Source organism: Sporosarcina sp. USHLN248 (assembly GCF_037144575.1).
GTDB lineage: Bacteria > Bacillota > Bacilli > Bacillales_A > Planococcaceae > Sporosarcina > Sporosarcina contaminans.
On record NZ_JBBCZC010000061.1, the window covers coordinates 1 to 14576 of the forward strand.

Annotated in this window: 11 protein-coding genes and 1 pseudogene; 9 read left to right on the top strand and 3 right to left on the bottom strand. The window is 39.6% G+C overall.

The features are described from left to right. The first annotated feature begins 403 nt into the window (after positions 1-403). Both WFH04_RS16950 and WFH04_RS16955 read left to right on the top strand, forming a co-directional pair. The gene (locus WFH04_RS16950) at positions 404-826 is read left to right on the top strand and encodes a MarR family winged helix-turn-helix transcriptional regulator (RefSeq protein ID WP_336825299.1); all 423 of its coding nucleotides are present in this window, start codon (positions 404-406) and stop codon (positions 824-826) included. After that, a complete protein-coding gene (locus tag WFH04_RS16955; protein WP_336825301.1) occupies positions 816-1985 on the top strand; it encodes an MFS transporter in 1170 nt (389 codons plus the stop codon). The genes WFH04_RS16950 and WFH04_RS16955 overlap by 11 nt, the downstream gene beginning before the upstream one ends. A 201-nt stretch (positions 1986-2186) precedes the next feature. On the opposite strand, the gene WFH04_RS16960 is transcribed toward WFH04_RS16955, so the two are convergent. Together WFH04_RS16960 and WFH04_RS16965 are read right to left on the bottom strand one after the other, a co-directional pair. Continuing rightward, positions 2187-2609, bottom strand: coding sequence for a protein-tyrosine phosphatase family protein (locus tag WFH04_RS16960; RefSeq protein WP_336825321.1), 423 nt, complete (start codon positions 2607-2609; stop codon positions 2187-2189). 36 nt (positions 2610-2645) lie between these two features. Then, positions 2646-3341, bottom strand: a pseudogene (locus WFH04_RS16965) (metallophosphoesterase family protein); the annotation flags it as partial. Between the two features lie 94 nt (positions 3342-3435). On the opposite strand from WFH04_RS16965, the gene WFH04_RS16970 reads away from it, so the two are divergent. Then, the gene (locus tag WFH04_RS16970) at positions 3436-4110 is read left to right on the top strand and encodes an SOS response-associated peptidase (protein WP_336825303.1); all 675 of its coding nucleotides are present in this window, start codon (positions 3436-3438) and stop codon (positions 4108-4110) included. Between the two features lie 49 nt (positions 4111-4159). Here the strand turns inward: WFH04_RS16970 and WFH04_RS16975 are convergent, their stop codons facing one another. Continuing rightward, positions 4160-4774, bottom strand: coding sequence for a DUF3298 and DUF4163 domain-containing protein (locus WFH04_RS16975; protein ID WP_336825306.1), 615 nt, complete (start codon positions 4772-4774; stop codon positions 4160-4162). A gap of 349 nt (positions 4775-5123) precedes the next feature. On the opposite strand from WFH04_RS16975, the gene WFH04_RS16980 reads away from it, so the two are divergent. The 6 genes from WFH04_RS16980 (at position 5124) to brnQ (ending at position 14405) form a co-directional block, all read left to right on the top strand. Continuing rightward, entirely contained in the window at positions 5124-5867 is a 744-nt protein-coding gene (locus WFH04_RS16980) for a metal ABC transporter ATP-binding protein (RefSeq protein ID WP_336825308.1), read from the top strand. Further along, entirely contained in the window at positions 5864-6727 is an 864-nt protein-coding gene (locus tag WFH04_RS16985; RefSeq protein WP_336825310.1) for a metal ABC transporter permease, read from the top strand. The genes WFH04_RS16980 and WFH04_RS16985 overlap by 4 nt, the downstream gene beginning before the upstream one ends. A 30-nt stretch (positions 6728-6757) precedes the next feature. Then, the gene (locus tag WFH04_RS16990) at positions 6758-7702 is read left to right on the top strand and encodes a metal ABC transporter solute-binding protein, Zn/Mn family (protein WP_336825312.1); all 945 of its coding nucleotides are present in this window, start codon (positions 6758-6760) and stop codon (positions 7700-7702) included. 750 nt (positions 7703-8452) lie between these two features. Then, a complete protein-coding gene (locus WFH04_RS16995) occupies positions 8453-9598 on the top strand; it encodes an exonuclease SbcCD subunit D (RefSeq protein ID WP_336825314.1) in 1146 nt (381 codons plus the stop codon). Positions 9599-9600: 2 nt separating this feature from the next. Next, positions 9601-12678, top strand: a complete 3078-nt coding sequence (locus tag WFH04_RS17000; protein WP_336825316.1) for an AAA family ATPase — start codon at positions 9601-9603, stop codon at positions 12676-12678. Positions 12679-13055: 377 nt separating this feature from the next. After that, entirely contained in the window at positions 13056-14405 is a 1350-nt protein-coding gene (gene brnQ, locus WFH04_RS17005; protein WP_336825319.1) for a branched-chain amino acid transport system II carrier protein, read from the top strand. Positions 14406-14576: the final 171 nt, after the last annotated feature.

A 14576-nucleotide genomic window follows, 5' to 3' on the forward strand; every position in this document is an offset into this window, starting at 1 on the left:
GAAAGCGTCCGACCGCAGTGGAAATCAACTTTTCTAGTATTACTTCTATTTTAAAAGAAAAAAGACTGTAGGCAAACACCAAAAATTCCTGGTGTTTGTCTACAGTCTGAGATGATTTCCTTTTAAGGGAAATCATCTTTTTTGTGGTTGAGCGAGCAAACTTGAGAGCGGAGCGGTACATTTTATCTTTTCGAAGGATGTTATGCGCTATAATAGCAACGTTTTGCGTTGGTGGTGGAGTTTATACAGGTTTGGAGCAATTTATGCGCATAGATTTGAGATTTATGCATTGTAGGAGAGAAATATACATACGATGGATTCAAACTAAATTTGTTCTTTACATACGATTCTTGGAGGCGTATACTCTATTAGTTACTTAGGTAAATAAAAAGAGGTGAACATGATGAATCCTTTAATACATGAGCTGTTTCAAAAAAGCAGATTTTTAAGTAAGGAATTAAATATGTTTTTGAAAAAACATAAGCTTTTTGCGTCGCAATGGTCCGTCATCTACTGTGTTGATTTGCACGGCGAAATGACATTGACGCAAATTTGGAAGTATTTAAATGTTGAAGCGCCTACAATTACCCGCACTGTGAATCGCTTGGAGGAACTATGTTGGCTACGTACGAAGGAAGGAAAAGACAGGCGTGAAAAAGTTGTGGAATTAACGGAATTTGGCCTTGAACAGTTGGAGGCGGTCAAGAAATCCGTCATTGAATTTGAACAGCTTTATTTGAACAATTTATCGGATGAAGAGCAAGTTGCGTTAATCCGTTTATTGAGAAAATTGGACGAAAGAAAGGAAAATCTATTTGAATCATAAAGAACCAATTTGGACGAAACCTTTTATTAGTATATTTCTAACGAATTTGTCTGTGTTCACCGTGTTTTACGGATTGGTTTCTACCCTTCCACTATATGCAAAAGATGCATTAAGTCGGACTGATGAAGAGGCTGGCCTATTAATGAGCGTGTTTTTATTATCGGCGATTGTCGTCCGACCATTTACAGGTAAATTGTTGGACTTGGCAGGCAAGCGCAAAATGCTTTGGATCGGTCTGTTTTTCTATTTGATTTGCACAATTTGCTATTATTTCATTACGCCATTTGGAGGATTGTTAGTGCTGCGGTTCATCCAAGGGGTATGGTTTAGTATTGTAACGACGGCAGCCGGTTCGATTGCAGCTGATCTTGTACCGGTCACACGGCGTGGAGCTGGATTAGGATACTTTGTCATGTCCACCAATTTAGCGGTCGTTGTCGGGCCGTTCGTCTCGTTATTCATCATCCAATCGTTTTCTTTTGACGTTTTATTCATCGTAATGAGTGTATTAATGTTACTTGGTGCAGCAGTTGCGCTTCTTATCCCGAGAATTGAAATAGAAAATGCACCTGCAGTTTCCAAACGCTTCACTTTCAATGATCTTTTCGAGAAGAAAGCATTGCGCGTAGCTTTTTTGGGAAGCATGATTGCATTTTCATATGCAAGTATCCTGTCTTATTTATCGATTTATGCACAGGAAAAAGGGTTGTTGACGCTGGCGAATTATTTCTTTTTAGTGTTCGCGGCTGTCATGCTTTTAACACGCCCATTTACAGGTAAAATATTTGATGAAAAGGGTCCCGCCTATATATTAATACCGGGCTTTATTTTATTCCTATGTGGGATGCTCATTTTATCTGTTATGGATTCAGGATTTGTTTTCTTATTGGCTGGAGCATTTGTTGGCCTTGGGTACGGGGCTTTAGTGCCGAGTTTGCAGACACTATCTATACAATCGACGTCAGTGGAGAGAAGCGGTTATGCAACAGCAACATTTTTTACGCTTTTTGATACAGGAATGGCAATTGGTTCTTATGTGTTAGGGATGGTTGCAATTTCCTTTGGCTATCAGAATGTTTACTTGCTTTCTGCATTGATCGTAGTCTTCGTCATTGCGTTATACTTATTCTCTCTAAAAAAATCATCCCGTTCTGCTTAAGGAAAGTGCAAAGAACAGCAGAACAAGAAGTGAAAAGAGATGTGGAAAATGGATCCTCATCTCTTTTCTATGCAAATTAGAGCTATTGATGCACCGAATGGATAGGTTTCTGCTTCGTTGATTGACTTTCTGCATGCTTTAAAGCAAATTTTATTTATAGGTTGATAGTAGTCGCTCATGCATGCTTTGTTTATTGGAAAGTTATTCATTTTCATAGAGCCTTTTTAAAGCAGATTTGAATGATAGTTTTAGATTCGTTTCCGGTCGTATTTCTTTCGTTATTTGTTCGGCTTCATCCACACTGGTTGCTTTTTGGAGCTCTAATAAAGTTGCCGTAGCGACTGTGCCTGCTCGTCCTCTTCCAGTATTGCAATGAAAATAAATGTTTTTTCCTTCGTTATATGCCTTTACTACTTTATTGACAGCTTCTTTTATAGACTCATCCTGCTGTTCAGCGTCATCCAATAATGGCTGATGAACGCTTTTTTCACTTGCGAGGGGACCATTTACTTCCGCGCGCAAATCATAAATGACATCAATTTTTTCTTCTTTCAGAAGCTGGTCTATTGCATCGATGCCGCCAAAGAAGATTCGTTCTGGAATTAATGCTTTATATGCAGACAATTTTTTCTCCTCCTTTTGTCTTTCTGCAGGAATGTGGTAAACATGAAAACTATGTAGTTCAAGGCAATTCAATTGACCTCCATAAACTGCCCCTCCGTCAATTCCTATAATGTTATTGTCTCCGAAGAAGACCGTGAAATTATCTTCCTTATGTAGATAGTTTGTCGGTGTATGGCCAAAGATAACAGTCTTTTTTCCGCTATAGCCATTATGAAATTTTTCTCGAATCCAAATAAGTTCATGGGGATCGGTTTCTTCAATCGTTTTTTCGGGATTCAAGCCTGCATGTACGAAGATTATATCATCTTGTTCTATAATGCAATCAAGTGATTGGATGAACTGTAAATGTTCGTTTAACGGTTCTGATTGAAATATTGGTTTTTGGAATGGCTGATCATCGGGAAATTCAATCGTGTCTTCGATGACGCCATAACTTTTCAGTGTTTCAGCACCGCCGTTTCGCATCCAATGTTTCCAAGGTTTTTCTTCATCCGAAGTAAGCGCTTTGATCATCATATCTTCGTGATTGCCTTTTAAAACGAGTGCCCCTAACTGTTTAAGCTCCATGACCATTTCAAGCACCTTGCGAGAATTTGGTCCACGGTCCACGTAATCACCTAATAGGATTAATTGATCTTCGTTAGGATCATACTTCGCTTTACGCAGTAATTGTTGGAACATTACAGGTTCTCCATGAATATCGCTAATAACTAAAGTTCTTTTCTTATCCATACGTTGAGGATCCTTTCTTGAAGCATGTCGTACTTTTACATTACAATAGTGGTACGGTGAAGTAAACAGACAGTTATGAAAAGTAGGTGAGCTTATGTGCGGTCGTTTTACTCTATTTGCGCCTTATGAAGAAATAATGGACCGTTTTGAAATTGCATCTGCATTTGAAGCAACAGACTACGTGCCGAGTTATAATATTGCACCTTCTCAACAAGTTGTTGCTGTTATTAATGACGGTCAAAAAAATAGGCTTGGTTATTTACGATGGGGCCTCATCCCGCCTTGGGCGAAAGATGAAAAAATAGGTTATAAAATGATCAATGCGAGAGCGGAGACGATTGCAGAAAAGCCTTCTTTTCGCAACGCATTCAAAAGGAAACGGTGCATTTTGCCAGCAGATTCATTTTATGAGTGGCAAAGAAGAGATGGGCAAAAAATCCCGATGCGGATTAAATTGAAAGATGATGGCATTTTTGGGATCGCAGGATTATATGAGAAGTATGTAGCCCCATCCGGTATGATCATCCATACGTGCACTGCCATTACGACGGAGCCGAATGAGTTAATGAGACCGATCCACGATCGAATGCCTGTAATATTGCACAAAGAAGATGAGGCGATGTGGCTGGATCCAAAAAATAATGATATTCATTCATTGCAAAGCTTGTTGAAGCCTTTTAACGAGGAACAGATGGAGGCTTATATCGTCTCATCTCAAGTGAACTCTCCAAAAAATAATGAAAAAGCACTAATTATGCCGATATGCTAAAATAGCTGCCAACCAAGTCAAAAAAGTACGAAACTTGGTAGGCAGCTTTTCATGTAAATGCTATCATTCGATCGAGAGGGCTGTTCGGTTCAATAATATGTTGCAAATCTTTAATTGGAATCGGGAAATAAGGGAAACCTGATGCGTAAGGAGAGATTTCATATAGTTGAAAATAGATGACGAGCGACGTATCAGCAATATAAAAATCTTGGTCGCTTCGTATCGTTTTGAATGGCGGATCTAAAAGATCGATGTTCCAATCCGCAATTCGTTTCCTAATGATGTCGGAAATGATGGAAACATAATTACTGTTCGACTTAAAAAGGTCTTTTAGCGAATAAAGCTTTCCTATTGTCGTATCAAACGTCAATGATTTAACGACCGTCATACCGTGGGCGCCGCCGGTATAAGAATACGTGATTAAGTTTAAGCTTAAAATATTTCTTTCGTTATTTTTAATTTCAAAATTAGAAATGAGCTCCACAAGGTTTTCGTCATAGAAGTTTTGGTCGACTAACAATGTGTTCAGCGCAGAAATAATTTGATGGTTCAATTCCCGTTGAACTTTTGCGTCTGCCATCTGAATGATTGCTGGATAATATACAGTCACTCTCGATGATGTGTTCGGAAGCTTTTTTGGCACAATGACTAAAGGAAGGTCCAAATGATCAACATCCTTTCTCCTCTTCCTAAGTTTTATACTATATGTATGTTATAAGCGGAACTATGACATTTAAATCTGCTCCTTAGGTGAGTGGAAACGATTTATTTTCAATATCAAAAGCAATGGTGTGCGGCACTTCTATGAGTTTTCAAATAAATAAATTTTTCTCTTTACAATTAGATTGCAATCGTTTATTATGGAATAAAGTTTCCCTCGGGAAACATACTTTTTTACACTAAAAGTTTCCTTAGGGAAACAATTGATGCATAGATGTTTAGAAAAGTTGTACAACGGAAAGTTTTATAGCATACGATAGAAGAAAATATTTCGAGATTGGATGGTGCTTATTATGGCCTGTAATATAGATGTTCAAGACTTGTACGTTTCTTATGATGGTAAAACTGCATTGAAAAATATAAATTTCAAAGTCGAAAGTGGAAAATTAGTTGGGATTATCGGTCCAAATGGAGCGGGAAAGTCAACGATGATGAAGGCAGTCTTAGGTTTAATTCCTAAGGATCAAGGCGTTGTTACGTTTGGAGGGGAGTCGATAAAAGAAGTGCGCAAAAAGGTCACTTACGTTCCGCAACGAGCGACAATTGATTGGGATTTTCCAATTACTGTTCAAAATACAGTTTTGTTAGGAACGTATCCGCAGCTTGGACTTTTCCACCGTCCCCGAAAAGCGGATAAGGAATGGGCACTCGAATGCTTGGAAAAAGTCGGTATGGAAGCACTTGCGAAGCGGCAAATTGGCGAACTTTCCGGCGGTCAGCAGCAACGTGTTTTTTTGGCAAGGGCGTTAGCTCAAAAAGCAGATATGTTTTTTTTAGATGAACCATTTGTTGGGATTGATGTGACGAGTGAGGCATTGATTATCGGTATATTAAAAGAGCTGAGGGATGAAGGGAAAACGGTGTTTGTCGTACATCATGATTTGACGAAAGTCGAAGATTATTTTGATGAACTCATTTTGATTAATAAGGAATTGATCGGGGCGGGACCAGTTAAAAATGTTATGAAGCCAGAAATTATGAAAGCGGCCTATCAGTCGCAATATCAATTATGGGATACATTGGGGGTGACGATGTGAGCGATTTTATTTCAGATATCGCAACATATGAATTTTTGCAAAAAGCGTTGTTCACTTCTGTTATGGTTGGCATAATTTGTGGAGTAATTGGCTGCTTTATCATTTTGCGTGGGATGGCGCTCATGGGAGATGCAATTTCACACGCAATTTTGCCGGGAATTGCCGTTTCTTATATGATGGGGATCAATTATTTTTATGGAGCGGTTTTTACGGGTTTATTGACATCGGTAGGAATTGGTTTTATATCACAAAATAGCCGGGTGAAAAGTGATTCTTCGATTGGGATCGTGTTCAGTTCGTTTTTCGCTTTAGGAATCATATTAATGGCGAAAGCGAAATCCTCCATTGATTTGACGAGTATTCTATTCGGGAATGTGCTTTCCGTCAGGTCATCTGATATGTGGATGACGTTGACGATTGGGGCAATTGTGTTGCTAATAGTCATTATGTTTTACAAGGAATTATTAGTGACTACATTTGATCCGACATTAGCTGCCTCCTATGGTTTGCCAAACCGCTTCATTCATTACGTGCTCATGATTCTTTTGACACTTGTTACCGTTGCCTCACTGCAGACGGTCGGCGTTATATTAGTCGTAGCGATGCTTATTACACCGGCGTCCACTGCTTATTTACTGACGAACCGTTTGTCGATTATGATTGCATTATCAGCAATATTTGGCGCTTTTTCGGCGGTTGTCGGGCTATATTTCAGTTTTGCGCACAATCTATCTTCGGGAGCAGTTATCGTATTAGTGACAACGGTTCTATTCGTCATTGCGTTTATCTTTTCGCCTAAGCAAGGAATATTATGGCGTTCATTGCGAGTTAGAAAAAATAAAAATGTTGCATCATTATGATTTGAAAAATTGAAAAGGGAGTTTTGTTGTATGTTGCGTAAGTTGATGAAAATCGGGATATTAACCATTGTTGCTGCTATCGCTCTTTCTGCGTGCGGCAATCGTGAGAAAAGCAATAGTTCTAAGGAAAAGGATGATCGCATTCATGTCGTAGCTACCTTTTCCATTCTCTATGATATTTTAAAAGAGGTTGGAGGAGAGCGTGTTGACGTCCATAGCATGGTTCCAATCGGCACCGATCCACATGAGTATGAGCCGCTTCCTGAAGATATTAAGAAAGCGACTGATGCCGATGCGCTTTTTTATAATGGGCTCAATTTGGAAGGCGGAAAAGCAGGTTGGTTTTTCAAGTTGGTCGACACAGTTCATAAAGATGAAAATGCTGTCTTCGAATTAATGGAAGGTGTAGAACCGAAGTATATTACGACGAATGAAGGTAGAGATGAAGCGATTAACCCCCATGCGTTTTTAGATCCGCTTGTTGGCGTCAAAATGGTGGAGAATGCAAGAGATGCGCTCATAAAAATTGATCCAGATGGTAAAGAAACTTATGAGCAAAATGCTAAGGCGCTATTGGATGAATTACATGAGATTGATGAGCTTTACAAAACAAAAATTGGTGAAATACCTGAAGAGCATCGCATTTTAGTAACGAGTGAACGAGCCTACCAATATATGGCGGATAGATATGGATTATTGGAAGGGTATATTTGGGATATCGATACGGAAGAAATCGGTACGCCGCATCAAATTAAAAACTTAGTGAATTTCATTAAAGAACATGATGTGCCCGCATTATTCGTAGAAACGAATGTTGACAAACGGCCAATGGAAACGGTCTCTAAGGAAACGAAAGTCAAGATTGCAGCCGAGCTCTATTCGGATGAATTAGGTAAGTCAGGTAGCGAAGGAGATACGTATCCGAAATTTTTGAGATATAATATTGAAAAAATTTATGAAGGATTGACGGAATAAGATTTGTCACTTTTGTGATTGATCCATATAAATCCTACAAAGCAGGACGTCGGCGGAAACCGGCGTCCTGTTCATTTTTTGCAATAGTTAGAGTGATTTATGCGCAATGAGCAGACGCTTATATGTGGTTTTCTTACGTTCTATAAGTGCGTAAACCCACATGGAGTCTCTACGGGCATGAGTCCCAAGCCAGGAAACCCAGCCAATTGGGCTGGCTTGTTCCAACAAGGCTATCATGCCCGCTACTCCAAGTAAAGTTGTGCTTAGTGTGTTTCATGCGAATCCATACCCAATTTTGTCTTCGTTTGATCAAGTTTCTTCAAAAGGATCAACGTTGATTGGAGTATAAGTCGGCGACTCCGGCGGGAATAGCAAATGTTTTTCTGCGAGTAAAAGCGAAGCGTTAGGAGCATGAGCCTTGAGACACTACAGAGAGCGCAGCGGACGAGGAGGCTCAAGCCATGCTCGCGGAAGCTTCCGACTGAAACGGAAAACTACTTGGCGGGATAATGCGATAGTAGTTTTATGAATGGTTTTCACTAAAAACAGGCAAAAGGGAAAGTACTCAAGATTAAGGACTTGACTTTGCTAAAACGGTTTATGCGGCTTTTGTTAGGAATTATGAGATTAAAATACTGTTAATGTGCATGGAGGGGCATACAGAGAGTTAATTGGCAAAAATACGAATGCAAATTCGCATCATTGTCTTGTAGAATAGAAGTAAGTAATAAAAGGAAAGGGATGGGGCATGTGAAGCTTTTTCATACGGCGGACTGGCATTTAGGAAAAATTGTGTTGGGCGTCTATATGACGGATGGACAGCGGCATGTATTAGAGCAATTTATGGACGCAATTGAACAGGAAAAACCCGATGCGGTCATTATTGCTGGAGATTTGTTTGACCGTGCGGTGCCTCCGACAGAGGCGGTTGCGTTATTGGATGAAGTGCTGTGGAAAATTGTTAACGAACTAAAAACGCCTGTCATCGCAGTCGCAGGCAATCATGACAGTCCAAGTCGTTTGCAATTTGGCAGCAGACTTATGCAGACTAATGGTTTCTACATAGTTGGTCAGCTATCAAAAGAGTTGGAGCCTGTCATATTGGAAGACGAACATGGCGAAGTCCATTTTCATTTAATTCCGTATGCGGATCCTTCTGTCGTCCGATATGTTATGAGAGATGACAGCATTGCAGACCATCATCATGCAATGAAAAAAATCATTGAAGAGATTGAAAGAACAAAGGATCGTCACGCACGTCACGTATTTGTTGGACATGCATTTGTTACGACAAATGGCGAAGAAAAAGAAAACACGAGCGACTCGGAACGGCCTTTATCGATCGGAGGAGCGGAATATGTATCTGCGCAGCTATTTGAAGGTTTCCATTACACAGCTTTAGGGCATTTGCATCAAGCGCATTATGTTGGAAATGAAACGATTCGCTATGCAGGTTCTCCGATGAAATATTCGATCTCAGAAGAACGGCATCAGAAAGGTTTTTATATTGTTGATATCGATAAAGAGGGGCAGGTTGCAGTGGAGAAAAGAACGTTAACGCCATTGCATGATATGCGCTCAGTCATCGGAACAATCGATGAAATTCTTTCGCATTCGATTAATGAGGATTATGTATTTATAAAACTATTGGATGATACGCCAATTTTGAATCCTATGGAAAAAGTGAAATCCGTCTATCCGAATGCGATGCATATTGAGCGAGCCTTGCCAGTAGTAGCTACGACTGAGAATCGGAAAGTGTATAGCCAAGAAAAACCGGATGAAATGACACTCTTTCGCATGTTTTATAACCAAATGAAAGAAATGGAACCGGATGATGAAACGGACAAGCTATTTGCAGAAGTACTCCATGAAGTAATGAGGGGGGAAGAGTAGTCATGAAACCGATCCAATTGACGATGACCGCATTTGGTCCGTATAAGAATACTGAAGTGATCCGTTTCGATGAGCTAAAAGGGCATCGGTTGTTCGTCGTATCTGGGCCGACAGGAGCGGGAAAGACGACGATTTTTGATGGTATTTGCTTTGCGCTTTATGGACAGGCGAGCGGAGAGGACCGGACAGAAATCAGAGCAATGCGAAGCGATTTTGCTGATGATTCAGTACAAACGTCAGTGGAACTGTTATTTGAATTGCATGGGCGGAAATTTAGGATCATGCGTCAAATTCCATATACGAAAGCCGGAAATAAGACAGAGACATTGGCAAGATGCGAACTTTTTGAGCTGACAGACAACGGAGAAGTGCCTGCAGTTGATCGGCAAATTGTAACGGAAATCAACAAGAAAATTGAAACGTTAGTCGGTTTCACACAATCACAGTTCAGTCAAATCGTCATGTTACCTCAAGGTGAATTTCGCAAGTTTTTAACATCTGATACAGAAAACAAAGAAACGATTATGCGGAAAATCTTTAAAACCGAGCCTTATCAACAAATTGTTGAGCGACTAAAAACGAAGAAGGATGAGGCTCAACAACGATTAATTAAAGCAAACCATGCAATTGAGGGGTTCATACAACAAATTCATACGGCTGTTCCTGAAAGAGACTCTACAATTTTTTCAGTGCTGGCCAATGAGCATTATAATTCACGGCAAGTGATGGAAGGCTTAAAAGAAGAAATCTTATTTTATGATAAGAAAAGTTCGAGCGACAAGGAACGTTATGAAGAAACTTATAAGCAGCATGAAGCATTATTTGCTAAGCTTCATACTGCGAAAATGATCAATGAGCAATTTGATCAGCTGCACAATCGAGAAAAGGTTTTGCAGGATATGACGAATCAGTTGCCTGAAGTGAAGAAAAGCGAAATGCGATTTGAGGAAGCAGAGCGGGCTTCATACATACAAGAGATTGAGCAGCAGTCCATTCGCGCGGCGGAAGAATCCGATCTAAAATTGAAAGAATATGCAGTTGCCAAAAAGGAAGAGGAACAAGCAGCAATCTCCTTATCCTCTTTTGAAAAGCGGTATCAGGAGGAAGAAGGGAAAAGCGCTGAGAGGAATGAGCTTTCTGAACAGTTACTTAGATTGCGTGATCATTTGCCGGCTGTGCGCAGTTTGGAAGAGAAGAAAAAATTGCTATTGCAAATTAAAGCAAAAGGAAAATCGATTGCGACAGAAGTAGAGTTAACAGAAAAAATGGTCGGAGAAGAAAAAAATAAGCAAAGTCGATTAGAAGAACTAATTGATCGTCTGGAAAATGATTTGCTGTCTTTTGATGAAATCGTCGAGAAATCCAATATAGTACGTGAACAGTGTAAGACGATGGATGCGATTCATCTACTCAGTCAAAAAGCGGAGCACTTAAAAGCAGCAGCTGATGAGAAAAATGCTCATTATGAAGCGATTAAAAAAGAATCGGACCAATTGCATAGTGCATGGATGGAAGATGTAGCAGCACGAATTGCAGAAACATTACATGATGGGGATGCGTGTCCCGTTTGCGGCAGTGAACATCATCCGATGAAGGCACATGAAATTAGCGAACGAGCAGTTTCTCAACAGCAATTGGAAGAAATGAAACAACGATTAGTAACAGCGGAGCATAACTTACGAGAAGCTTCGGTCGCACTTGAAAGTTGTCAGTCACAGCTCTTAGAAAAAAAGAATGAAGCACAAGCACTTGATATACGAGCGGACAGGGAATCATTGCATTTACAAAGGGAAAGCTTGGAAAAGGAAATTGCAGCTTTGCGAGAGAAACGTGAAATGTTATCCAATAAAAGAAAAGAGCGCAAACGAATTCAAGATACGCTTGATGGCCTCGTGGAAAAATTAGATAAGCTACAGAAAATGTTAAATGAAGAAAGAACATATTATAAAACGGAATATGCACTTTTCAATCAATCAATGGATTCCATTCCGGAAGAGATGCGAAACTTAATGGCATTGGAAGAAAAAATTTTACAGGTAGAGAAGCGGAAAGTCGAGCTTGAAAATGCATGGACTGCCATACAGAAAGATTGTGAAAAGGCGAGAGAAAGATTTTCCGTTGCGCAATCAACGCTTACATTCACCAAAAAAGCATTTGAAGAAAGTGTAGAGAAGAAGCGGATTGCCGAGGAACGTTTTTTGGCAGCTTTAGATGAACATAATTTCCCGACTACAGCTGATTATCATCGTGCGAAACTACCTTTCGAAGAACGACAAAATTTAAAGGAGCTTGTCCGAAATCATTACCAGCAAATGCATACAGTGTCAGAAAGTATAAAGGAAATGCAGAAGCAATTGGATGGCAAGGAAAAAATCGACTTAACGGAATTGTCATTGACTGTTACTCATATGAAAGAACGGTATGAAGCAGCCCTTTCAGAATGGAAACGGTCGATCGATTGTACAAATGCGCTTTCTTCCTTGCTTGAAAAGATTGAACAAGCAGCAAAAGATATCGGTGATCAGGAACGGATTGTCGGAAAAATTGCCGACCTTTTCGATGTTGTAAGAGGACAAAATCGTATGAAACTATCGTTTGAACGCTTTATTCAAATTGATTATTTAGAACGGATCATCCAATCGGCAAATGAACGGCTGAAGCATTTGTCGAACGGTCAATATGAATTTGTTAGAAGCGGACGCCAAGAGATGCGCGGCCGGCAAAGTGGTTTGAGCATCGATGTCTATGATGCTTATACAGGGCAAAACCGAGATGTGAAAACATTGTCAGGCGGCGAAAAATTCAATGCATCTCTCTGTTTAGCCTTAGGAATGGCGGATGTTATTCAAAGCTTCCAGGGCTCAGTTTCGATCGATACAATGTTTATCGATGAAGGTTTCGGAACGTTAGACGAAGAGTCACTGCGTAAGGCGATCGATGCCTTAATCGAATTGCAAAAGACGGGGAGATTAATAGGAATCATCTCTCATGTTGAAGAACTAAAGGCATCCTTGCCTGCTATTTTGCAAGTAGAAAAATCAAGGGAAGGGCATAGTACGACTCGATTTATTATCAAATAATAATGACTGGCATATCGATAGATTAGAATGCAGGCAAAAGGTTTGGAAATCGATTTGATCTTCAAACCTTTTGTTTTTCGATTAGCTATTTAATAAAAATGGGCTGTAGTTTGCCATAGTAAGAGCGTGTCCATCCGAAGCGGAAATGTTTTATTGGGAATAATATTTCCAGTGTAATAGAAACCGAAGTACCTAAAGTTTGTCTACAGTCTTAGCGATTATTTCGCCAGCAAATTTCTATGAAATAAATTTAATGCTAAATAATTTTGTAGAAACAATTGCATTTTTGGATAATAATACGTAATATGAAAAACAATGATTTATATTTGAATCATATTAAAACATCTGTCTATTTTACAGATTTTAGGAGGACAACCATGCAAAATAGACTGTCTTTTTCATCTTTTCTTGTAATTGGTTCTATGTTGTTTGCCCTGTTTTTCGGTGCGGGGAACTTGATTTTTCCAGCCCAATTAGGTCAAAATGCAGGAACAAACTTATGGATTGCAACTTTTGGTTTCTTAGTTACCGGGATCGGATTGCCGTTCTTAGGAATATTAGCGATGGGCTTCTCGGGTAGCAGGAACTTGCAAGAGCTATCCAGCCGTATTCATCCGATTTATGGAATCGTATTTACTTCGCTGCTTTACTTAACGATCGGCCCATTTTTTGCGGGACCGCGTACAGGGGCAGTAGCGTATGAAATCGCCGTATCTCCTTTTGTACCCGCTGGACAAGTGCAGTTATTCTTACTTTTGTTCACATTGCTATTCTTTGGAATCTCTCTCTACTTTTCATTGAATCCTGCTAAAATTGTTGATCGCATCGGTAAAATTATGGCACCTACCATCGTAATACTTCTTGTGATCCTAATAGGATTTACGTTCGCTAAACCGATTGGGGTTATCCAAAATCCTGTTGGTGTTTACAATGAAAGTCCATTCTTTAAAGGGTTTGTGGAAGGCTATGGCACGATGGATACGTTAGCATCCCTCGTTTTCGGAATCATTGTTATCAATGTTCTCCGATCGAAAGGAATTACAGACAGAAAGAAAATTATATCGGCAACGGCAAAAACTGGATTTATTGCAGCGTTTTTGTTAGCAATCATCTATGCAGGAATTGCTTATTTAGGCGCAACAACAACAGAGAAATTTGGCATATTTGATACTGGAGGACCTGTATTAAGTGAAACGTCAGCATATTATTTTGGGACTACTGGAACGATATTGTTAACAATTGTCATCATATTAGCTTGTTTAACAACGAGTATTGGACTTATTACAGCATGTGCGGAGTATTTCCGAACGATTATTCCGAAAATTAGTTATAAAATGTTTGTTGTTCTATTCTCGTCATTATGTTTTATCGTTGCTAACTTTGGATTGGCGAATATCATTACATTTTCAATACCGGTATTGATGTTCCTGTATCCTTTGGCAATTGTACTGATGTTGTTGACATTTGCTTCTCCGCTTTTTAATCATTCAAGGATCGTTTACATAAGCGCAACTGTTGCAGCTTTTTTAGTAAGTATTATAGATGGCATAACAACGCTCTATAACACGCTTGAAATTGATGTGGCGGAATGGCCTGCCTGGCTGAATGCCATCGTGTCATTTTACGATCAAGTACTTCCATTATATGGTGATGGGCTTGGTTGGCTAGTTCCTGTTCTTGTCGTTATGATTGTTACAGGCGTAATTGTGAGATTGATTGGACGTTAACCGTAGAAAAGCCTTCCTCTTGTAGGAGGGCTTTTTCTATTTGGAATGAACTACAATAATGGTTCTATAATATTTGTTGGGGTATTCACACAAATTCAACAAAAAAAAGCACGTAATCACCATTTCTTTTATACTTGAATTGTCGGAAAACAAGTAAACGAAAGGTGATAC

Bases quoted from the DNA above. Each gene is read 5' to 3' on its own strand.
- WFH04_RS17000 (WP_336825316.1), top strand. From the start codon at position 9,601: ATGAAACCGATCCAATTGACGATGACCGCATTTGGTCCGTATAAGAAT.
- WFH04_RS16950 (WP_336825299.1), top strand. From the start codon at position 404: ATGAATCCTTTAATACATGAGCTGTTTCAAAAAAGCAGATTTTTAAGT.
- WFH04_RS16980 (WP_336825308.1), top strand. From the start codon at position 5,124: ATGGCCTGTAATATAGATGTTCAAGACTTGTACGTTTCTTATGATGGT.
- WFH04_RS16970 (WP_336825303.1), top strand. From the start codon at position 3,436: ATGTGCGGTCGTTTTACTCTATTTGCGCCTTATGAAGAAATAATGGAC.
- brnQ (WP_336825319.1), top strand. From the start codon at position 13,056: ATGCAAAATAGACTGTCTTTTTCATCTTTTCTTGTAATTGGTTCTATG.
- WFH04_RS16990 (WP_336825312.1), top strand. From the start codon at position 6,758: ATGTTGCGTAAGTTGATGAAAATCGGGATATTAACCATTGTTGCTGCT.